Source organism: Hyphomicrobium sp. (assembly GCF_009026145.1).
Classification (GTDB): domain Bacteria; phylum Pseudomonadota; class Alphaproteobacteria; order Rhizobiales; family Hyphomicrobiaceae; genus Hyphomicrobium_A.
Genome location: NZ_WBUE01000002.1, coordinates 221805 through 242587 on the forward strand (window position 1 = coordinate 221805; position 20783 = coordinate 242587).

Consider the following 20783-nt stretch of genomic DNA (forward strand, 5'->3'; position numbering starts at 1 on the left):
TCAGGGCACGGGTTCGCGGGCTTATGGCAGGGCATCTGCTCGGATGCCGCTGCCGCAGACGTCGAAGTGGCCATCGCCAGGGCGACAGACGCCGTCATCGGCATAGCAATAAGCGCCCCGAGCATGGCAAGCATGCCCAGGACCGCAAAACAGCGATGGAATAAACGTCTGCTCACGGGAAAAGACTGCCATACCTTCCGCATCCACGCAAATGATACGTCCAATGGCGTTGCTGACCGGTGAATTAACCGTAACCTGTGGTGAGGTGCTTACGCTTTTCGTGGGGCAAGCGAACACCGTCTGCTCTAGGTTGCCGTTCACGGCGCGTGGAGTGTGACTGGAGTTCCGCCGACAGCTGACCTCATCGACGGCTGCGTGATCCTCGCCGCGCCAGATCCGTGAGAACGGGCATGACTCTCGAGTTCTACTAGCTCGTTGCAGTGCGAGATGCGTTCATTGCATCCAAACCCAAGAGTGCCAACATTAAACAAAGTGGCTCACAGGGATGAGCGGTTGATGCGCATGCGGATCCTCAGATCGATCCTTGCCGCCCTTGTTAGCATTGGGCTCGTACTTGCGCCCATCCCTGGCGCCAGTGCGATTGGATCGATGCAGTCCGCAATGACCGACGACGCGGCGCACACCCCTAAGTCAACATCACCCATCAAAAAGTCTTGTCCCTGCTGCGATGTCGGCAAGTGCGTCGCGGCGGCGATGTGCACAATGAGCTGCGTGCAGTTCGCGTCCGCGCATGGCGGGGACCGGCGCATTTGGGACATCGAGGAGCTCGACCTCGCCTTCAAGGCGCTGCCGCGCGAAGGTGGGGAGGCTGAGCCGATCTTCACCTCCGGCGAAACGGACAGCTGGGCTGACTTCACGTGACGATCGTCAAGCTGAAGCACGTCGATGCCTTCACCGACCGCCACGGCCGTCGCCGCTACTATTTCCGCAAGGGCAAGGGTGCGCGCATCGCCTTGCCAGGGACGCCCGGATCTCCGGAATTCCTCGCCGCCTACCAGCGCGCCCTCAATGGCCAGCCCACTGCGACGTCGCCGAAGGTACGCACCGCAGCGTTGCCGAGTGGGGCACCGTGTTCGCCGATCCGGTCGTGGCGACCGCCATCCTCGACCGGCTGCTGCACCACAGCCACGTGCTGACGATCCGCGGCGACAGCTACCGGCTCCGCGCCAAGCGCAAGAGCGGCCTCATCAAGCCGCCCGCCGGTGACGGGCCTGCGGTCGGCTCCGCCTCCCTTCGTCCCGCCACCGGTGATCATCAACCGACACCATGACCCAAGTGAGAGCAGTTCTTCATGACGCAAAGGGGCGCATTGCCTCATCAAAGTTGTTACCGAATAAGCTGACCGTCACGGGTGCGGGGCCGCCGGGGAATCAGGTCGCTGGCGCCCATGATGGGGCGGATCAGCATGCGCGCACGGCGCGAACTCGTGGCCGCGGTAGCGGACCGCTATCGCATGGCGGAGCGGATGGAGAAGGGCCGGATCCTCGACGAGCTCACGGCCGTGACCGGGTGGCACCGCAAGCATGCCGTGCGGGTGCTCAACCCGGAGAGGGCACGGCCGAGGATGCGGCGACCGCCGCGACGGATCTACAGCGAGGCCATTCGCGACGCGCTGATCGCCCTGTGGGAGGCTTCCGATCGCGTGTGCGGGAAGCGTCTCAAGGTCATGATCCCGGTCCTGCTGCCGGCGCTGGAACGCCACGGACGACTGAACCTCGGCGAGGCCGATCGAGCTCTCGTGCTGACGGCCAGCGCGGCAATGATCGACCGGATGCTGCGCGACGTTCGCATCGCGGCCCGTGGCGGCCGGCGCCGGCGCGCAGGATTCTCATCGGCGGTGCGTCGTGAGGTGCCAATTCGGACCTTCAACGACTGGGGCGATCCGCCACCGGGCTTCTGCGAGGCCGATCTCGTCGCGCACGGCGGCGTGTCGGTCACCGGCGCGTTCATCCAGACGTTGACGATCGTCGACGTAGCCACCGGCTGGACCGAATGCTTGCCGTTGTTGGTTCGCCAGGCGACGCTGGTCGTGCAGGCGATCGAGCGGGCACAGAGCCTCTTTCCCTGGCTGATCTGCGGGCTCGATTTCGACAACGACAGCGCGTTCATGAACGATGTCGTGGTGCCCTGGTGCCGGGCGCACGGCATCGCGGTCACGCGCTCGCGCGCCTATAAGAAGAACGACCAGGCCTTTGTCGAGCAGAAGAACGGGGCAGTGGTCCGCCGATTGGTCGGCTACGGCCGGTTCGAGGGCATCGAGGCGACGCGCGCGCTGGCACGCCTCTTTGCTGCGGCGCGGCTCTACGTGAACTTCTTCCAGCCCTCCTTCAAGCTGAGGGAGAAAGCGGCGCGAGGGTGCCAAAATCATCAAGCGCTACCACGCGCCGGCGACACCCTGCGAGCGCGCTCTGGCACACCCGGCGATCAACAAGGCCATCAAACGCAAGCTGCGCGAGATGCGGCGCGGTCTGGATCCGGTCGCCTTGCTGGCGGAGGTGCGCGAGGCCCAGGCGCAACTGGGCAAGCGCGTCGACCGACGCGCCGGATCGCCAATCGAGTCACCTACCAACGAGGCGACGTTCACGAGCTTCGCCGAAGGGCTTGGCAAGGCGTGGGAAACGGGTGAGCGGCGGGCCATACATCGCCGGCCCTACGTCCGGCGCAAGCCCGTGCCGCGGCGCGCCTCGATGCTGGACCCGTACGTCGCCACGATCGAGGCATGGCTCGCGGCCGAGCCACACCTCACGGCTGTCGCCATCATAGATCGGCTTCGTCGATGCACGCCGGATGCCTTCGGCGACCGGCAGCTGCGCACGCTGCAGCGTTTCGTGAAGTCCTGGCGAGCCAGGACCGCCAAGCTGCTGATCGACGGTGCGGAGGCGGTGATCAACATCGACGCGCCTGCTTCCGTCCCGGCCGGGACGGAAGCAGGCAGAACGCACCAAACACCGATGCCACGCCTCGGTAACATTGCTCCGTGAGGCAATACGAGGGGGCAGTTCTGGATGGCGTTTGACAGTGTAGTGATAGGATGAGCTGCTGAGAAACCGCTTACATCGGAGAGAAGCTATGGCCGATCACGTGTACAAGCACATCCAACTCACGGGGACGTCCGCGGTCTCAAGCGACGATGCGATTCGGGCCGCAATTGCCAAGGCCGCGAAGACGGTACGTGGGATGCGCTGGTTCGAGGTGATCGAAACACGAGGACATATCGAGGACGGCGCCATCAACCACTGGCAGGTTTCAATCAGAGTGGGATTCACGCTGGAAGACTAACTCGGTGAACCGGTCACCGGGGGCGCTAGCGCTGTCTTGCTCTTGGAAGGTGGGGAGGATGCGGACAGTGGCGGATTTGGTTTGGGTGGTTTTTCTCAGCCGAACCGCTTCCGCCGGATCAACGATGTTCGCGCAGCTCATTCGAGACCTTTCGCCCAGTCGTCCCATGCGTGCCAGCACTCTTACTCCCGTCACGTTCTCACGTGACGAGCCGGTGGGATGAGGCCGGGCGTTGTGATATAATTTCGATATGATCAAGGTGCTGGAGGATGCCCTCAAAAAAGTGCGGGAACTGCCGGAGGAGCGGCAGGAGTTCGCCGCGGAGGTCCTGGAGACGATCGTCGCACAAGACGATGGCGTATATCACCTGACCGACGAAGACCGCACCGAGGTGCGCGCAGGGCTCGCCGAAATCGAGCGCGGGGAAATCGCGAGCGACGAAGACGTTGCGGCCATGTGGAAGCGCTTCGGTCTATGACCCTGCGGTATTCGGCGCGAGCGCGCACACAGATCGATTACATTTTCGGTTGGTTGTCGGAGCGGAATGTTGGTGCAGCCCACGACGTAGTGTCGGCGATTGCGGGAGTTCTCAAAGCAGTCTCGAAGTGGCCGGAGATGGGGAAGGCGACTGAAGAAGGGGACGTGCGCGTCGTGATCGTGCCGCGCTATTTGTTTCGCATTTTCTATCGCGTCGAAGGCGACACTATTTTCGTCATTCGAGTGCTGCACCCGAGGCAGGAGCGGTAAGCGGGCACGTGTCCAATGTGTCGCAGAGCCGCTTGACCTAGATCAAAGCACCTCAGGGGAAAGAGGAAAACGCTTCACTAGCTTTTGCAGCGGCGCATGGACTGAGCTCGAGTCTAATGTGCATGCTGCAAGTATCGGGAAACTCTTGGAGAGGAGACGCCCGATGACCATCATCAATCAACTTCTGAAAGTGAAGGGGCACGGCTGCTTTTCGGTCGGGCCCGGCGAAACCGTGTATGCGGCCATAGAGAAAATGGCGGAGAAGAATGTCGGGTCAGTGCTCGTGATGGATAGGGCAACGCTCGTCGGCATCTTCACCGAACGTGATTATGCGCGGAACGTTGTGCTCAAGGGCAGGAGTTCTCCGCAGACCCTCGTCAGAGACATCATGTCAACAGAGCTCGCATGCGTGGCGCCTGACGATACTGTCGAGGACTGCATGGCACTCATGACGGAAACACGCGTACGCCATCTGCCCGTCGTTGAGGATGAAGCCGTGGTGGGCGTCATCTCGATCGGAGATCTGGTCAAGAGCATCATCGATGACCAGCGTTTTATGATCGACCAGTTGGAGACCTACATCAGCGGCGAGGTCTATGTGCATTGACGCCATGCCGCGGGTGTCGGGTGAGCTCGGATATCCTGTTTGGAGTGCCATCCCAAAGGAGGGCCAAAAATGAGCGGGCTTAGCGATCATCAGCCGATGCTTACTTGGTATCTTGATTGCCCCGAGTTGATGGCTCGCATGATGGAGCGCGCGGGTGTGAGCCCGACCGAGGCTGCCCGCGTCGATGGCGGCCTCGCCTGGCTAGAAGCCCGGACCAAATGCATCTACTGTCGCCATGTCGGGAAATGCTGCAATTGGCCCGAGGGCTCAGACACGCGCAGCACGCCGGCAGATTTCTGTCTTAACTTTGAGTTCTTCGGTTCCTGTGCGGAGCACCCGTCTGCTCGCATCTGCGATCACTGATGCCCGTCAGCCCATTGGCAGCGGGCAGCTGCCGCCGCGGCATAGGGCATCAGCGAGGGCAGCGGCCACGAAAGGCCGCCCTTTTTGCGCTTCGCGGAGAAGGTGGGGAGGATGCAGATTTCAAGGGAGGTCATTTCTCCTGGAATGTTGGGATGATGCGGACGGTGGCGGTTTTGGTGAGGGTGGTGCCGTCGAGCGCGAGGCACGAGAGCGTGTAGGTGGTCTCGCCGGTGATGGGTTTGGAGAGGTTGCCGCCGAGCGGGGATTGAAGGCCACTCCAGCTGTCGCCGTTTTGTCCTTGCACGGTGCAGCTCTGCACGTTGGCGGCGCTCCAGTTCACGTTGGTGGTGTTGCCGGTTCTGACGAGCGAAGGGATGACGCGCAGGTCGAGGTTGGGGAGGAGTTGGACGGTGCCGAGCCCTCCGCTGGTATCCCCGCCGCTGTTGTCGTTCTCGTTGAGATCAACGGTCGCTGAGGCGGTGCACGAGAAAGAGATGCTCGCCCAGCCGGGGGAGTTGCCGTTCTGGTCTTGCGCGAGGACCTTGACCGTCTTTGCGCCGGCAATGGCGTAGGTGCGGCTCGGACATTTCAAGCCTGTGCACGTGAAGAGCCCACAGTCGCAGCGTACGCCCCCGGTGAAGGCCGTCTTGCGGACGAGGAAGACATAGGTCCTGTTGGTGACAGTTGGTCACGATTGGGGATTGTTCCGTGCCTATGTCTGGAGATAGGTCCTCGCGGCGCTACGATATCGTTGCCGAGAGTCGGGGGCGGTGGAGCAAGTCCGAGAAGGAAGCCGTTGCCGCCGAGGCTGCCGCGCCGGATGTCAATGTCTCGGCGATTGCCCGCCGGCATGGCATCAGCCCGAGCCTTCTTTTCCGCTGGATCAAGATCCATGGACCTCGACCTGGCGAGCCGGCCAAGGCCGCGCCGGCCTTCCTACCTGTGGCACTGCCGTCACCAGGAGTGATCGAGCCCTCGGAACCCACGGGCCATCCCAGCAAGCGAAGCGGCCGGACCTGTCGCGCGTCCTCGCCCTCTGATGGGCGCATCGAGATCGAACTTTGCAACGGGCGGCTCCTGCGTGTCGGCACTTGCGTAGATGCGGTGACGCTCAAGCGCCTGATCGACGTCCTGGAGGCGTGATGATTCCGGTCCCCTCCGGCGTGCGCGTGTGGATCGCGAGCGGGTACACCGACATGAGAAAGGGTTTTGCCTCGCTGGCTCTGCTTGTGCAGGAGAAGCTGGCCAAGGATCCGCACGGCGGGCACCTGTTCGTGTTCCGGGGACGCCGCGGCGACCTCATCAAGATCATCTGGCATGACGGGCAGGGCGCCTGCCTGTTCGCGAAACGGCTCGAGCGCGGTCGCTTCATCTGGCCGACGCCTTCGGAAGGCGCGGTGCCGATGACGCGGGCCCAGCTCGGCTACATGCTCGAGGGGATCGATTGGCGGGCGCCGCAGCAGACGTGGCGGCCCGAGATCGCGGGGTGACTGAACACGTGTGACCTCGGCGACTCGCGTCGTGGATTATCATTGCGAGTCCACCCAGACGATGAGCGAGGCAGCTATGATCATGGGCTATGGCACTCGATCCCAGGCAGCTTCCCAATGACATCGCGACGTTGAAGGCGATGCTCATTGCCTCCGAGAGCCGGGCCGAGGCCGCCGAGACGCGCGCCATCGACCTCGACGCCGAGATCGCCAATCTGAAGCTGACCATCGCCAAGATGCAGCGCGAGGCGTTCGGCTCGAACTCCGAGAGGAGCGCCAAGCTCCTCGATCAGCTCGAGCTGCAGCTCGCCGAGCTCGTCGAGAGAAAGGCCGAGAACGAGACAGCAACCGCGGTCGCCCATCCTGCCGCTTCTGCGAAGGCCGACAGCCGCAAGCCAGTGCGCAGGCCGTTGCCGGAGCACCTTCCGCGCGAGCGGCTTGTGCATCCCGCACCGGCAGTCTGCCCTTGCTGCTCGGGGACGAAGTTCCGCAAGCTCGGCGAGGACGCGATGGAGACGCTCGAGCGCGTCCGGCGCATTGGAAGGTCATCGTGCACGTGCGCGAGCGCCTCGCCTGCCGGACCTGCGACACGATTGTCCAGACGCCAGCGCCTTCGCATCCGATCGCACGCGGCCGCGCGGGACCGAACCTGCTCGCCAATGTACTGTTCGGCAAGTTCGCGGCGCACCTTCCCTTGAACCGGCAGAGCAAATCTATGCGAACGAGGGCGTCGATCTCGACATCTCGACGCTTGCCGACTGGGTGGGCGCGTGCGCGGCGACGCTAATGCCTCTGCGCGATGAGATCGAGAAGCACGCCCTCGCCGCCGGTCGCGTCCACGCCGATGACACCACCGTCCCGGTGTTGGCCAGGGGCAAGTGCACGACGGGACGGTTGTGGACTTACGTGAGGGACGACAAGCCATTCGCTGGCACAGCCGCACCGGCAGCTCTCTATCACTACTCGCCCAACCGCGATGGCGCCCATCCCGAGACGCATCTGGCCAGCTACACTGGCCCCCTGCAGGCCGATGCCTACGCCGGCTTCAACGGGCTCTACGTCGAAGGCCGCAAGCCGGGACCGATCATCGAGGCTGCGTGCTGAGCGCACGGGCGACGTAAGTTCTTCGAGTTGGCCGAGCTAAAGAAGGCACCGATCGCCATCGAAGCCGTGAGGCGCATCGATGCTCTGTTCGCCATCGAGCGCGAGATCAACGGCAAACCGCCGGACGAGCGGCTGGCGGTGCGCCGCGAGCGATCGAAACCCTTGGTCGACGACCTCGAGCAATGGCTGAGAGAGGCGCGCAAGAGGCTTTCCTCCAAGAACCCACTGGCCAAGGCCATGGACTACACCCTGAAGCGTTGGGACGCCTTCACGCGCTTCCTGGACGACGGCCGCATCTGCATGAGCAACAACGCCGCGGAGCGGGCTGTGCGCGGCATCGCCGTTGGCCGGCGCAACTGGACCTTTTGCGGCTCGGATGCCGGAGGCCGTCGCGCCGCCGTCATGTACACGCTGATCGAGACCTGCAAGCTCAACGGCGTCGACCCGCGCGCCTGGCTCGCCGACGTCTTGGCTCGCATCGCCACCCACCCCGTGAGCCGCATCGGCGAGCTTATGCCGTGGGCTTGGACGGCGACGCACGCCCATCAGGCTCAAGCCGCCTGATCAGGCCGCTATACTCCCGGGCCTTGGCCGGATGCGTACGTCGCAGCTGGTGAGGACTATGCTCATCGCGCGCAAGAAATTCGTCGACCACATGCTGTCGATTGAGCTCACCATCCGAGGCTTGCTCAAGGTGCATGGGCTCAAGTTCGGCGCCCCGCATCGCAGCACGTTTGCGGCGAAAGTCGAGAAGCTTCTCGCCGACGCCCCCGAGCTGAGCGCGGCGATCGAGCCGTTGCTCGAAGCACGCAACGTCATGCGCAAGCAAAAGGTGATCCTCGACCGGCGACTGCATCAGATGGCGCGCAAGGACGAAGTCTGCAAGCGACTGATGACCGTACCCGGGATCGGGCCGATCATCAGCCTAGCCTACAAGGCGACCATCGACGACCCGAGCCGGTTCCAATCATCCAAGGCGGTCGCAGCGCATATCGGTCTGAGGCCGCGCATCTATCAATCGGTCGAGCTCGATCGATCGGGCAACATCAGTAAGTGCGGAGATAAGTTTTTGCGACACGCACTGTACGAAGCCGCCAACTCACACCTGCGCATCAGCCGGAAGCGCTCTGTTTTGAAAGCGTGGGGACTAAAGCTCGCCAAGCGGGTGGGCAACAAGAAGGCTCTCGTCGCGGTGGCGCGCAAGCTCGCGATCACAATGCACCGCATGTGGGTCACCGGCTCGGATTTTCAACATGGAGGGCCCGAGATCGAGGCCGCCGCGTAAGAATGTCCTCGTAGCGTACCCCGCTTTGCCGAGGACGTGGGTTAGGTCAGTCCGCTTTGATCCCTGTGCGACTTGAGAAATCTCAATCTCGGCACGTGCCGCCAGCTTGGACGACCTAAGCCTCGCCGAACCCCATCATGGAGCAGCGTCTGACTGACTCCGAACAGAAGCGCGGGCCAGGCAGAGCAAGAGTGCTATCGAGGTAAGTTGCGTTTCGCGCGGTATCTCTGCGCGAGGTGTTGGTCAGTCCGGTTCCGTCCCTGTGAAGGTCATGCGGCCTGTTACGCGCAGCCAGCTTGGACGACCGCCACAACGCGACGGTCGTTGGAGGTGACCCTGTGCTCGACACAGGCTCCCGCGGCAACGACCGTAACCCGGATGGGCCGAGACGCCGACTCTGCACGGCGGCTCGGTCGCGCGCCAACTTGGCGCGCGATAGGCCGTGACCTGACCGCAAGGGAGGGGACCGCCAAAGCTACCAATGTCAAGAAACAAGACTTGGGGCACCGATGCGTCCAAGTCGGACAAAGGGCTGGACCGAGAGAGAATGCAGTTACTCCAGACCACTGAGATAGGTTGCGACGGCTGAAATTTGTTGTGCGGTCAAGCTGTGAGCAATCGGTTGCATGATGGCGGAGGTGTCTGGATGTGCGGGATCCTGCCCCCGCTCTTTGTCCCAATTCGACAATACCTTTATGAGGTAAGGATAGACCTGACCTGCCAAACGAGGAAATGCCCCATTACCTTTGGCTTCCGGACCATGACAACTCGCGCAGGGAGGAACATTTGCCTCGGGAATTCCTTCTTCAAAGATCTTCTTTCCGGCTGGAACCAGATCCTTTGGCGCACCTCCTAGGGGTTTAGGATTGAGCCCATTAAAGTGCTCGGCCAAGGCCGAAAGCATCGCCGGATTGAGACTGTGGGCCACTTTGAACATGAACTTGTCCGTGCGCCGACGCTCGATAAAAGCCTTTAGCTGGTTCTCAAAGTACTCGGTCTGTTGTCCCGCGAGGCGCGGTATCGGTGAAGATCCCCGATACCCCTCGCCCGATGGCTGATGACAGGAGGTGCAATATTGGATCTTGGCCTGAAGCCCTCGCGGAGAACCTGTATTCTCGGCCGCCCGCACTAAGCCAGCGCAAGCCATGGTCAGGACCGCCGCAGACAACGCGAGTTGTAACCCTAAGCCCCTCATGACCAATCTCCGGTCGACATTGATGGCAATTCTACCCGTCTCGCGGATCACCTGGAATTCGAGAGTTGCGCAGCGTCTGACTTGCTTCGGCCCCAGTGAAGTGAGCACGTCAAGCGTGTAGCTCATCCTCGCGCCCAATCGAGAGTGACCTATGGAGTTGATACGCAAACCTCACCTCACTCGGCCGCGAGCCGGACGGTCTCGCCCTTCGCCAGCGGGCAAGCTTCCCACAGCTCACTCAGCGCATGGACAAGGTGGTCCATCTGCGCGTTCGTGTGCACCGGCGACGGGGTCAGCCGGATGCGCTCGGTGCCCCGCGGGACGGTCGGATAGTTAATCGGTTGCACGTAGATGGCATAACGGTCGAGCAGAGCATCGGTCACCGCCTTGCAGTGCACCGGATCGCCGACCGTCACCGGCACGATGTGGCTCGGGTTGCCGACGAGCGGCAGCCCGGCTTCCGACAGCCGGCGCTTCAAGGTCTGTGCGCGCTCGTGCAGCCGCGCCCGCTCGATGACACTCGTCTCCAGATGGCGGATGCTGGCGAGGGCGCCGGCGGCAAGCGCAGGCGCCAGCGAAGTGGTGAAGATGAAGCCCGACGCATAGGAGCGGATGGCGTCGCAGCAATCGCGGCTCGCGGCGATATAGCCGCCCATCACGCCGAACCCTTTGGCGAGCGTGCCATTGATGATGTCGACCCGGTCCATCACGCCATCACGCTCGGCGATGCCGCCGCCGCGCGGGCCGTAGAGGCCGACGGCGTGCACCTCATCGAGATAGGTGAGCGCGCCGTACTTCTCGGCGAGATCGCAGATCGGCGTGACGGGTGCGAAGTGGCCGTCCATCGAGTAGACGCTCTCGAACGCGATCAGCTTGGGCGTCGCGCGGTCATACTCCTTGAGCTTGGCCTCGAGGTCGGCAAGGTCGTTGTGGCGGAAGATGCGCTTTGGACCACCGCCGTGGCGTATGCCGGCGATCATGGAGGCGTGGTTCTTCTCGTCCGAGAAGATCACCAATCCGGGGAGGAGCTGCGTCAGCGTCGACAGCGTGGCGTCGTTGGCGACGTAAGCGGAGGTGAAAAGGAGCGCCGCCTCCTTGCCGTGCAGGTCGGCGAGCTCGGCCTCGAGCTCGACGTGATAGTGGCCGGTGCCGGAGATGTTGCGGGTGCCGCCGGAGCCGGCGCCAACGGAGTCGATCGCCTCGTGCATCGCAGCGATGACGGCAGGGTGCTGGCCCATACCGAGGTAGTCGTTGGAGCACCAGACGGTGATGGGGTGGTGCTGCTGGTCAGCCTTGAAGTGCTCGGCGGCAGGAAATGCGCCCCGGCGGCGCTTCAGGTCGGCGAAGATGCGGTAGCGGCCTTCGCGGTGGACCGCCTCCAGCGCGTCCCTGAATTTCTTTGCGTACTCCATCGAGCGTCCTTCGCTCCCCGCCACATCGCAACCATAGTTTTCGCAAGCAGGGCAAAGGCTCAGATGCACCCGACCGCACTTCCGCAGAACCGGGGTCACTTGACAAAACTCAGATACGAGGCGAGCGCCTCGATTTCGTCGTCAGAAAGTTTGCTCGCGATGCCCGGCATTGGGACCGCGGCTGCCGCGTGATAGCCCTCGCCCCATTGAGCGAGCTTCCTTCGCGAGTAGTAGTACGATTGGCCGGCCAAGCGAGGAATGGCTCTGATCCCCTCGGCATTGGGGCCGTGGCAGGCAACACAGGAGGGAATATTGGCGGCTACATTTCCGCCGCGATAAAGGGCCTCTCCGGCAGGCGCGAGACGGCTGTCGCCATCGCTTGCCGGCTCGGGACAAAGCGTCGAGTAATAGGCGGCCAAAGCGAGCGCCTCTCGTGCGTCCAGATTGACCGCGGCGGGCCACATATACTGCTGGGAAAAGGGGTTGTCGCGACCATGGACTTTGAAGCTCCAAAGCTGGCTCTCGATGTACTGACTCCTTTGCCCGGCCAGCTTGGGTGCGGTCGCGTAACCTTGCCCCGAGGGCCCATGGCACCACGCGCAGTTGCTGTCGGCGAGGGCCTTGCCGAAACGCAAAGTCTCCTCCTCAGCTGCCGATACACCCGCGGCGGAGCCCAGGAGGGAAAGGAGTGCTATCGTTGACTTCATCAGTTTCATGATCGGACCAAAACGGATGGGCCTAGTTCAGAGTGCTGAGATAGGCCGCCACGGCCTCCATTTCTGACCTGCTCAAGCTCTGTGCAATGGGCTGCATCACCTTTGAATGAGCTGCTCCGCCCCGCTCTCTATCCCAATTCGCCAGCGCCTCGATCGTGTAGGCATAGAGCTGGCCTGCCAGCCGCGGATTCGGGCCTTGCCCTTCGGCCTCTGGGCCGTGACAGACGGAGCAGGCAGGGACATTGGCATCGGGAATGCCTTCCTCGTAGATTTGCTTGCCCCGCTCCGCCAGCCGGCCGGGAGCCCTGCCATAGGGCCTTGGATTGAGGTCGGCGAAACGGTCGGCCAGCGCCGATCGCATCGCCGGGCCGATGCCGTGCACCCGAGACATGATCATGCCGGTATGACTTTGCCGGGTTCCTTCAAGGAACGCCCGCAACTGGTTCTCGATGTACTCCGGCGTTTGTCCCGCCAGCCGCGGCATGACATAAAATCCGCGATAACCCCGTCCCGACGACCCGTGGCAATCGGTGCAATATTCGAGCTTGGCCCTCAGCCCGCGCATGTAGTGGGCGGCGCCGGCGTCCGCGCGAACCACGCCTGGGCAGACAAGGCCCAGGAAAGCTAGAGGGAGCAGGACCGCAAACACGATGTGCTGCCGCGCCATGCCTTTTGCGCTAGGCCTTGCGGCCGCATCGCTCTGACGTCTTGGTCGCGTTGGCATGTTGCGAACCTAAAAGGCCGTCCACGAATAGAGCAGGACGGTGTTGTCGTCCCTGGCGTTGCGCCCCATGCCATCGTAGTTGGTACTCGCCCCGTTCAGCTTGTCGTAGTGCCAGTACTGCGCACCAAAGCGCGTATTGAGCCAAGGCCAGAAGCTGGGACCCCCATGGCTCCAGGGGGAGTAGCCGATGTCGATAACTTCCCCGCTTGTATTCGGCGAGCCGTTAGCCGTCTCGAAGTAGCTGAAAGGCATACCATCGGCGTCGAAACCTAAGTCCGTACTGCCGGTTGTGTTGAAGTATCCGAGCGTCACCGACCACCTGGCGTCATATGAATACGTTAGTGAGGCATTGAACTGTGCGAGGTGGTTCTTCAGATTTGCCGCCATTCCGTTGAAGACGCTCCCGTACAGTTTTTGCCATTCATAGATGTAGCTCACCCGTGCGGTGAAGAAATGCAGGTCACTGAGATACTGGAACTGCGCGTCCCACCCCACATCCGTGATCTGGTCGGCGGGAGACACCATCATGACGTCAGGGATGACATTGGCAGTGATGCCGAAGGTGCCGAGCATGAGCGAGTAAACGTCCCAGGTCTTCTCGACCGCCAGGCGCCAATAGGGGGCCGCCCCGTCGAAGGCGAACATGGGCGGACCTTCGCCGAGCGCCTGCAGCAGGTCTTTGTCGAGCGTGTTGTAAGCGCTCACGGCGGCGTAAAACATGTTGTTGGCGAAGACATAGCCCCCAGCTCCGGCCACCATGGCGTCCAGCATGTCAATCAACGGAGCTGGGGTTTCGGGAGCGAATGCGCTGGTGACTGAGCCCATTCCGGGAATGCGCCAGGCGGGTGTCGTATTCCACGGGTCCTCGAGCGTCGGGTTGTTGTTGACGTCAAGGCCGTAGATCAGGTCGATGCCGCCGACCTGGGTTCTATTGGCATAGCGAATATCTGCCATCTCCAGGGCAAAAACCTCCTCGGCTCGATCGTATGCCGCTTGAATCATCGCACCGAGCTGGCAGTAGATCTGGCCGTCGTAACCAACAATCCAGTCCTGCACCATCACATTGTTGTTGGTTTTCAAGCCGTTTGGCTCACCGTCCCGGTTCGTTGGCAACTCCGCCAGATCTTTTTGCGTGTGCGTGTAGGTCGGCACCAGCATGACCGAGATCGGGATCTGGGGCGTCGGGTCAGCCGCCACGCTGTCGCGGCACCGGGTGCCGCCGGCCGTATAGCCATTGAGCTTGAACTGCCGACCGTAGGGCGTCAGCTGCGGAAAGGCTCCATTATGGCAGGTCGCGCACGGTTGGCCGGTTTGGCGGGCAAAGCTCGGCACGGCCCAGGCTGGTCCTGCCCTCAGCGAAAGCCCTGCCGCCAGGGCCAAGGCACAAGCGGTCGCGCCGCCGAAGACGTATAGCGGGGAAAGATCAGTGCCGATGCCGCGATCTCCCCTACGCGTCATCCAAATGGTCCCCTCGAGCCCTACTCCCCTTCGCGAGAAGGCAATGCGTCAAACTAGCACGTGGTCTCAGCGGCCGTCCATTTGTGACTGAAATTTGTGCCGTTTCGGAATGGAGTTGTTGCGCAATCGCCACTCAAAGATACGTGTAAGGATGCTCGAGCCGGCAAACCTAAAAGCGAGCAGAGCCCAGGGCGCTCGCAATCAAGCTTGCCAGAATCTCTCAGGCGAGAGATGCGGTGAGGATCTCATCGCCACTGGGGCTCAGTTCTGTGCTGAGCCGAGGGTTTGAAGCGGTCAAGCCAATCAGTCGCCCGGTAATTAGATCAGTCCCCTGAAGCGGTCGCTATTCCATGCCGCTGTCGTGAGGCAAAAACTGATCATGAGCATAGGCCACAGCGCAGCGCCTGAAGAACTTGGCGTTGAGACAGAACTCCGGCAGCGCCTCGGGATGCTCTAGCCAGCTCCGACATTCTCTTTCATGACGACAGAAAATGCACTTGCTGCGGGCTGCGTACCAAGCCAGGCCGCCATCGACACGCTCGGCCATCTTCCAGTTCACGGCCATGCGGTCCATCATGCGCATCATCAGCTCCGGTGCCGGAGAGTTCTGATCAAGCAGGGACAACTGATCGCCAACGCTCATCATCTTCCCCTCCTGATTGTCTTCTGTGCCAGGACAGGTCTTCCATCGGATTTGGAACCTTCTATTTGAAGGATCTCCCTGTCGGCATAGCGCGCATTGATCTAGATCAGGCTCTGCCGCGGCTTATTAGCGCGAAAGCTCGTCCCGGGAACCTCCTGCTTGCACCTGAGCCAAGCTCTCGGGGCAGGCCGAATCCCGAGCGGTCAAGGCTTCACCGAGAATGCTTGCGGGGGCGTCACGCTCCCCTTCTTCGCCATCGAGATGCCCCTAGCCGCCGCTCGCGCGAACTCAAAGGGCGCCGTAGCGCACCCTTGTTGGTTGGCGACCGGGGTAGACAACGATACCCTGAGGTCGGCATCGCTGCTCCAGCTGTTCCGAAAATTCCATGATTTCTGAGCGGTCCATTGGCTCCTCCGCGATCACAGATCGGCCAATGAACCAGAGGCTTGTCAGGGCCGTGTGTCAGCGTGTCGAATTTTGTGTCGTGGACCCGAGCGCCTCTCGCGAACGTCGATAATCCTCTTGATCTCCTTGATCGGCGTTGCTCGCTTTGTACAGGTGCTCCATCCTCTCCAGTGCCAACGGCAAGCCCGCCTTTCGGCGGCGGACAGAAGGTCACAAAGAATATTTTCTTCTGCTGAACTCAGTCGTATCCTTCCACCGATGCTTTGGAGCTGCAGGAGAACTGCTATGCGCAAAATCGTCGTGTCCATTGCAGCCGTTGCTTGTCTAGCGAACGCGGCTAGTGCTCAAGATCGAGCCGAGGGTGAAAAGGTTTTTGCCACGTGCAAGGCATGCCACCAGATCGGTGAGGGCGCAAAAAACGCTATCGGGCCACAGCTTAATGGTATCGTCGGTCGAAAAGCGGGTTCGGTACCCGGATATAATTACTCGGACGCCAACAAGAACTCGGACATCATGTGGGATCAGTCCAGTTTGGCGGAGTACCTCAAGGATCCGAAGGCCAAAGTGCCGGGCACGAAGATGGTCTTCGCCGGCATCAAGGATGAGCAGAAAGTTCAGGATCTGATCGCGTTCTTAAGGCAGTTCGACGCCGCGGGAAAGAAGGCGCAATAAGGAACTCGAATGTGTACACATGGCAGGAACAACCGTGCAGAGCCACCCCGTAACGCCCTATCACTCGAGCTCATCGGCTCGATCGCCGCTTGAGGCCGATATGGCATTCACGCACGCGCGTGGGTGCTGAAGTATGCGCAAAAGGTCGTGTCCCGGATGTTGTAAGAGCGCCGGCCATGGCCCAAGCTCAAGGGCTCGGGCTCGTCCGCCAAATCTTTTTGCGTGTGCGTGTAGGTTGGCACCAGCATTGCCGAGTTCGGGATCTGTGGGGGCGGGGTCAGCCAGCAGCGGAGAGGCGGAAACGTTCGTCACCACGTGCTGCCGCTCATCCGATATTATCAATTCGACGGGCGCGAGGGCATGTACACCACCTTGCTCATGTCGACGGGACTGACCTTCGGTGTACCATCTCGGCACTGTTTGGACTGACGAACGGCATCATCGATCAGCAGCAGTACACGATCCTCGTCGCCGCCGTCATCGGTAGCGCCGTGGTGCCGACCCTCATCGCCCAGCAGTGGTTCATGCCGCAGCTGACGCCCGCCGAAGAAGGAGCACGCGCCGGGGAGCGGTCGGATGTTTAGGAAGATCCTCATCGCCAACGACGGTTCGGAAGGCGCCGGTCGGGCTCTTTCGGCCGCCATCAATCTCGCCAAGGAGCACGAAGCCGGGCTCCACATGATCTCGGTCGAAGAGATGCCGCGCTTTCCCGTGTCGGTCGACGAGGTGGTCGAGGAGCGGCTCGACGCCAATCATCGCTACGAACCGGTGATCGCGCGTGCGCAGGCGCAGGCGCAAGCGCAAGGCATCAAACTCAAGACCCATGTCGTTCCCGGTCACGCCGTACCGACCATTGTGGATTTCGTCGAGCGCCACGGTTTTGATATGCTGGTCGTCGGCTATATGGGCCACTCGGCACTTTATAATCGCCTTATCGCAGTACGACGGACCGCCTCGTCGAACATGCACCCTGTCATGTCCTAGTGGTGAAATAACGCCGCTGTCGTGCGCGGCGTGTCCTTTGAAGGCATTCCATGGGGGGTAGCTATGCAGATTCCCCGCGACGCGATGCTGCTGAGGATCTTTATCGGCGAGGACGACAAGGCGGGCCGGCTGCCCCTCTATGAAGCGATCGTGCTCAAGGCGCGCTAGATGCATCTGGCCGGCGCCACCATCTTGCGCGGCCCGTTAGGCTTCGGGCGGTCAAGCCGCCTGCACACAACGAAGATCCTGCGCCTTTCGGAAGACCTGCCCATCGTGGTGGAAATCGTCGATACCGAGGAGAAGATCGAAGGCTTCCTGCCGGAGCTCGACAAGCTGATGGGCAGCGGCTTGATCACGCTCGAGAAGGTCAAGGTGCTGCGCTACGGCGATGCTCCCGCGCATCCCTGATAGCGCACACCGAAGCAAGCGAACAGCGGACATATGGCGCAGGAGCGCGAGGGCCGCGACGACATTCCACTGCGTCTTGCGGCGACGCTCCGGGGCTGATCATGGGCCGGACATTTCTGATGCTGACGCAGAACCTGTAAGAACCATGCGCAGACCGTCACGCGCCAGCGTCATCAATGACATCGAGCGCATCCTCAAGAGCGGTGATCGCCTCGGCAAATACCGATGGGAAACGAACGGCGTTGAATGCACTCTCGACCGCCACACCTACTATGGCGCGTTGTACAGCTTCGACGTTGAGGTGTTGCGCGTGCGCGCGACCGCGCGACCAAAATGGCAGCTCTATCTCATCCCCGAATTCTGGCGCAATGAGGCTGGCGAGGCTGTGCGCATCAACAGCACATTCAATAACAGTTCTAGTTGCGCCTGCGATTTCTGATCGACATTTTTCAATGCACATCAACTGCGCCGAGGAACCCACTCCAGTTCGCGTCCAGCCGACACACTACTCGTTTGCTCCTCTGCGCCTTCCTTGGTCTCTACATCGACAATAAACTTGGCAGTAATCGTTACAGCCTGATACATCGCGCGCGCCAAGCTTTCGGGCGTGATCCACTCCGTTGTCTCTTGCCCCAGCGCCAGTCGCATCGCCTGGTCCATGGTCCAAGAGCTGACGTGTTGGCGATCGTCATTCGTGGCGCGTATGAGACGGATCTCATTGTGCCCTGACGTAAAGTCCCATCCGGGCAGCGGTTCGGCATCGAGACGTTGCGCCAGAGCCTGCAGTACCGCACGTTCAACCCGGCGTACCTCCTCGTTCCTTCGCGCACGTTCCGCAGCCAACGCTTCTCCAAGAGTCAGCATGGCTTCCTCCTCGGATGTAGCGAGATTTTTCCCGACCATCGCGTGTGCGGGCGGGAGCGCTCGGCGAGGTCGCGCTCGAGCAGGCGCCTCAACGCACGCTCGATGTCCGGCTTCGGGCCGGCGGGCGCGCGGTCCAGTTCGGTCTTGAGATGCTTACCAATCACGAAAGTGCATCCCTTTGTCGATCGGTTGGCATGCCGCTTCAAAACTAGCTTGGGAGTGTTCGTTGCGGACAGCCCGCCAAAAGTCGGAACGGCGCGTGTGGGCACCGCTATCGCCACGAGCGATCTGCCGGGAACCGATGGAGACACCCGGACGGCGGCAGCGGGGTACACCGTCGGCCGGGTGCCCAGGGCCAATCCGCCACCCCCCTCTGGCGGACAACGGCCTGCCGGCAGATTATCAAGGGTGCGGGCCTAAGCTGCGCGGAAGCTGCACGATGCCCAACGCGTGGCGGTGGGAGAAGGGCTGCTTCAGCGTGGAACAACCGGTTGTCAGGCGGCGCGCGTGGCTCCGAGCGAGGCTTGGCGCCGTCAGGAAGGGCGCCAAGTCGGACGCGCGTTCAAAGTCTGAGCCGATCACATGAGGAGTGCGGCGACTGCCGCGCCAAGCCCACAGAACAACAAGATCACGGCAAAAACCCAAGCAACGTTGAGCGCTGAGCGCTTCACATCCGTTGCGTTCATGCGAATCCTCGCAGGAATATCGCTAGCGCCTAAGCGCGGCTGGGCCTGCTACCCCGCGGCAGCAACGTACCGGATGCCCGGAAAACCGCGAACTCACGTTGCTTTGCGCCTTGTTAAACATCGGTCGTTCAAATTTGACCGCCCACGCATTCGACGATCTTCACCCCTCCCAATGCTGCGAAGTGCGACCGCTCGCGAGATCGAAACGCACCTGCGTGAGCTGCTGCGCAGCGAGCCCGTCTACGCCCGCCTGATCACGCTGCAGGTCGTGCCCTCGGACTGCATCGTCGGGGCTTGGCTCGCCAAAGTCGAGGTGAGGGATGTGACTGAGGATGACCGGCGCGTCATCGAGGCGGCTGTCACCCATCTGCGCAGATCCATTCCTTGTCTGCAGCGGCCACACAGCGATGCCTGACATACCGCCAGCAGTGGGAGTGGGCATGTGCGATATTCAGGGACCTTGCGAGCGAAGGTCTAGCTCATTGCGTCCCCGCTCCATCCCTCGCCGTGGGCCAGCAGCCGCACAGCTCTTCGGCGCAGCTCATCGGGATCGTCTAGCCGCTGGCCGAGAAGCATCACGATCCCAGCGAGCTTCGAGCGGAGGCGCTCGGCGTGGTGATCCGATGTTGCCCTCGATCGGGTTTCGACCCAGGCGTCCTCGAAGACCTGAGTGAGAGATGCCGTCATCTCGGGCGCGTAGCCGGCGTCTGCAATCATCCGGCGGACTTTGATGGGGCGAGCTATGAAGTCTGGTTCACCATGCGATCAACGCGGATCCAGAAACACGGCCAATGGCGGGTTAATCGCGGCGAACATGGTACCGGGCGGGCGGCTCTTAAGGCAGGGCTGACCCCGCTGCAGGCAAAGATCAGATCAGCCCCGGGTGCGCCCACCGGGAGCGGTGCCCGTCTCCTTGGCGCGCCGATCATCAGTGTACACGCAAATCGTCGGGCCGTCAGCTTAAGGAGTTGTCGGCGTAAATGTCAGAGCGCCACGACCAGCCAAAGCAGGCCAGCAAGAGTTACGGCGATGACGCCACCGATGAACGCGATCGTCATTGTGTCCATGGCTTCCCTTCCACTGAAGCCGGTCGACGGCCGCGCCGGGTTGTCGGCGTCGGCGAGATTGCACACCGGGCACGGGATGCCGGCGCCGCACTCGCAGCCCCGCGGCTTAGTGCGATCCCACGGACAATAGGGATGGTTCTCGCACACCCAGCCGACGTCGAAGCAGTTCCCGCATTTGGGTATGGGCGTGAAAGCCATGTTCACTCCGTTGCCCCGCCGATGCGCGGCTCGCCCAGCCGCCGATGAAGCCAAGATCGCGGGATGGCCACGGACGAAAAAGCCCGGACAGCGTGTGCGCACTATCCGGGCCGAAGAGGGAACCTCTGTCATGACGAACAGAGATTCGCACCGGCAAGAATATCAGCACGCAGACAAATGCAGGAGAAGGGGCGCGAAAAATTGGTGGCCGTGTGTCACCGTGGTATCAGCGCCATTAATAGACGTGATCACCGACGAGTAGACAATCAGGGCCCCCGCATTGATTTGGATCAATGCATCGTGCGCGTCACTTCAGCCCAGGTGACGGCGACGGGATCTCAGGGTGGCCGCGGTTGCCGATCTTCGACAACAACATCGCTTTCGAGCCCGACGAGACGGCGGTGATCTGGGGCCATGCCCCTCCCTCGCAGCGCTTCCGGCTGTGCGTCACCGAG

25 protein-coding genes and 3 pseudogenes are annotated in these 20783 nt (G+C 62.0%); 17 read left to right on the forward strand and 11 right to left on the reverse strand.

The window, feature by feature from the left end:
- The first annotated feature begins 621 nt into the window (after nt 1-621).
- The 9 genes and pseudogenes from F9K20_RS02905 (at nt 622) to F9K20_RS02945 (ending at nt 5017) form a co-directional block, all read left to right on the forward strand.
- Entirely contained in the window at nt 622-882 is a 261-nt protein-coding gene (locus tag F9K20_RS02905) for a hypothetical protein (protein WP_290997317.1), read from the forward strand.
- Between the two features lie 178 nt (nt 883-1060).
- Nucleotides 1061-1291, forward strand: a pseudogene (locus F9K20_RS02910) (ATP-binding protein); the annotation flags it as partial.
- A 117-nt stretch (nt 1292-1408) separates the two neighbouring features.
- The gene (locus tag F9K20_RS02915; protein WP_290997318.1) at nt 1409-2647 is read left to right on the forward strand and encodes a transposase family protein; all 1239 of its coding nucleotides are present in this window, start codon (nt 1409-1411) and stop codon (nt 2645-2647) included.
- A 61-nt stretch (nt 2648-2708) separates the two neighbouring features.
- On the forward strand, nt 2709-3002 hold the full coding sequence (locus tag F9K20_RS02920; protein ID WP_290997319.1) for a hypothetical protein: 294 nt from the start codon (nt 2709-2711) through the stop codon (nt 3000-3002).
- A gap of 88 nt (nt 3003-3090) precedes the next feature.
- On the forward strand, nt 3091-3300 hold the full coding sequence (locus tag F9K20_RS02925) for a dodecin (RefSeq protein ID WP_290997320.1): 210 nt from the start codon (nt 3091-3093) through the stop codon (nt 3298-3300).
- 250 nt (nt 3301-3550) lie between these two features.
- Nucleotides 3551-3778: a hypothetical protein gene (locus tag F9K20_RS02930; RefSeq protein ID WP_290997321.1), complete on the forward strand. Its 228-nt coding sequence runs from the start codon at nt 3551-3553 to the stop codon at nt 3776-3778.
- On the forward strand, nt 3775-4047 hold the full coding sequence (locus F9K20_RS02935; RefSeq protein ID WP_290997322.1) for a type II toxin-antitoxin system RelE/ParE family toxin: 273 nt from the start codon (nt 3775-3777) through the stop codon (nt 4045-4047). Before F9K20_RS02930 ends, F9K20_RS02935 begins: the two co-directional genes overlap by 4 nt.
- Before the next feature lie 163 nt (nt 4048-4210).
- The gene (locus F9K20_RS02940) at nt 4211-4654 is read left to right on the forward strand and encodes a CBS domain-containing protein (protein ID WP_290997323.1); all 444 of its coding nucleotides are present in this window, start codon (nt 4211-4213) and stop codon (nt 4652-4654) included.
- A 69-nt stretch (nt 4655-4723) separates the two neighbouring features.
- Nucleotides 4724-5017 (forward strand): DUF6455 family protein, encoded by a 294-nt coding sequence (locus tag F9K20_RS02945; protein WP_290997324.1) that lies wholly within the window; start codon nt 4724-4726, stop codon nt 5015-5017.
- 130 nt (nt 5018-5147) lie between these two features.
- Here the strand turns inward: F9K20_RS02945 and F9K20_RS02950 are convergent, their stop codons facing one another.
- Nucleotides 5148-5609, reverse strand: coding sequence for a hypothetical protein (locus F9K20_RS02950; RefSeq protein WP_290997325.1), 462 nt, complete (start codon nt 5607-5609; stop codon nt 5148-5150).
- 122 nt (nt 5610-5731) lie between these two features.
- Here F9K20_RS02950 and F9K20_RS02955 point away from each other — a divergent pair, with 122 nt between their 5' ends.
- The 4 genes and pseudogenes from F9K20_RS02955 (at nt 5732) to F9K20_RS02970 (ending at nt 8896) form a co-directional block, all read left to right on the forward strand.
- Complete coding sequence (locus F9K20_RS02955) at nt 5732-6160, forward strand: transposase (protein ID WP_290997412.1); 429 nt, start codon at nt 5732-5734, stop codon at nt 6158-6160.
- Entirely contained in the window at nt 6160-6507 is a 348-nt protein-coding gene (tnpB, locus tag F9K20_RS02960; protein ID WP_290997326.1) for an IS66 family insertion sequence element accessory protein TnpB, read from the forward strand. Before F9K20_RS02955 ends, tnpB begins: the two co-directional genes overlap by 1 nt.
- 89 nt (nt 6508-6596) lie before the next feature.
- Nucleotides 6597-8175 (forward strand): annotated as a pseudogene (locus tag F9K20_RS02965) (IS66 family transposase).
- Between the two features lie 31 nt (nt 8176-8206).
- Nucleotides 8207-8896 (forward strand): IS110 family transposase, encoded by a 690-nt coding sequence (locus tag F9K20_RS02970; RefSeq protein ID WP_290997327.1) that lies wholly within the window; start codon nt 8207-8209, stop codon nt 8894-8896.
- A gap of 553 nt (nt 8897-9449) precedes the next feature.
- Here F9K20_RS02970 and F9K20_RS02975 read toward each other — a convergent pair.
- The 6 genes from F9K20_RS02975 to F9K20_RS03000 form a co-directional block, all read right to left on the reverse strand.
- Nucleotides 9450-10217 carry a c-type cytochrome gene (locus tag F9K20_RS02975; protein ID WP_290997328.1) on the reverse strand — a complete coding sequence of 256 codons (768 nt, stop codon included), beginning with the start codon at nt 10215-10217 and terminating at the stop codon, nt 9450-9452.
- Nucleotides 10218-10267: 50 nt separating this feature from the next.
- Nucleotides 10268-11503, reverse strand: coding sequence for a 5-aminolevulinate synthase (hemA, locus tag F9K20_RS02980; RefSeq protein WP_290997329.1), 1236 nt, complete (start codon nt 11501-11503; stop codon nt 10268-10270).
- Between the two features lie 95 nt (nt 11504-11598).
- Nucleotides 11599-12219: a c-type cytochrome gene (locus F9K20_RS02985; protein ID WP_290997330.1), complete on the reverse strand. Its 621-nt coding sequence runs from the start codon at nt 12217-12219 to the stop codon at nt 11599-11601.
- A gap of 22 nt (nt 12220-12241) precedes the next feature.
- On the reverse strand, nt 12242-12886 hold the full coding sequence (locus F9K20_RS02990; protein WP_290997331.1) for a c-type cytochrome: 645 nt from the start codon (nt 12884-12886) through the stop codon (nt 12242-12244).
- Between the two features lie 66 nt (nt 12887-12952).
- Nucleotides 12953-14401, reverse strand: coding sequence for a hypothetical protein (locus F9K20_RS02995; RefSeq protein WP_290997332.1), 1449 nt, complete (start codon nt 14399-14401; stop codon nt 12953-12955).
- Nucleotides 14402-14744: 343 nt separating this feature from the next.
- Nucleotides 14745-15047, reverse strand: coding sequence for a DUF6455 family protein (locus tag F9K20_RS03000; RefSeq protein WP_290997333.1), 303 nt, complete (start codon nt 15045-15047; stop codon nt 14745-14747).
- 687 nt (nt 15048-15734) lie between these two features.
- On the opposite strand from F9K20_RS03000, the gene F9K20_RS03005 reads away from it, so the two are divergent.
- The 3 genes and pseudogenes from F9K20_RS03005 (at nt 15735) to F9K20_RS03015 (ending at nt 17513) form a co-directional block, all read left to right on the forward strand.
- Complete coding sequence (locus tag F9K20_RS03005) at nt 15735-16121, forward strand: cytochrome c family protein (protein WP_290997334.1); 387 nt, start codon at nt 15735-15737, stop codon at nt 16119-16121.
- A 576-nt stretch (nt 16122-16697) separates the two neighbouring features.
- Nucleotides 16698-17105, forward strand: a complete 408-nt coding sequence (locus F9K20_RS03010) for a universal stress protein (protein WP_290997335.1) — start codon at nt 16698-16700, stop codon at nt 17103-17105.
- Between the two features lie 63 nt (nt 17106-17168).
- Nucleotides 17169-17513: pseudogene (locus F9K20_RS03015) on the forward strand (DUF190 domain-containing protein).
- Between the two features lie 157 nt (nt 17514-17670).
- Here the strand turns inward: F9K20_RS03015 and F9K20_RS03020 are convergent.
- Both F9K20_RS03020 and F9K20_RS03025 read right to left on the reverse strand, forming a co-directional pair.
- Nucleotides 17671-17973 (reverse strand): hypothetical protein, encoded by a 303-nt coding sequence (locus tag F9K20_RS03020; protein ID WP_290997336.1) that lies wholly within the window; start codon nt 17971-17973, stop codon nt 17671-17673.
- Nucleotides 17973-18377, reverse strand: coding sequence for a hypothetical protein (locus F9K20_RS03025; protein WP_290997337.1), 405 nt, complete (start codon nt 18375-18377; stop codon nt 17973-17975). Before F9K20_RS03025 ends, F9K20_RS03020 begins: the two co-directional genes overlap by 1 nt.
- A gap of 858 nt (nt 18378-19235) precedes the next feature.
- Between F9K20_RS03025 and F9K20_RS03030 the strand changes: the two genes are divergently transcribed.
- On the forward strand, nt 19236-19478 hold the full coding sequence (locus tag F9K20_RS03030) for a hypothetical protein (protein WP_290997338.1): 243 nt from the start codon (nt 19236-19238) through the stop codon (nt 19476-19478).
- 59 nt (nt 19479-19537) lie between these two features.
- Here F9K20_RS03030 and F9K20_RS03035 read toward each other — a convergent pair whose 3' ends face one another.
- Nucleotides 19538-19780, reverse strand: a complete 243-nt coding sequence (locus F9K20_RS03035; protein WP_290997339.1) for a hypothetical protein — start codon at nt 19778-19780, stop codon at nt 19538-19540.
- A gap of 266 nt (nt 19781-20046) precedes the next feature.
- The gene (locus tag F9K20_RS03040; protein WP_290997340.1) at nt 20047-20328 is read right to left on the reverse strand and encodes a hypothetical protein; all 282 of its coding nucleotides are present in this window, start codon (nt 20326-20328) and stop codon (nt 20047-20049) included.
- Nucleotides 20329-20783 lie beyond the last annotated feature (455 nt).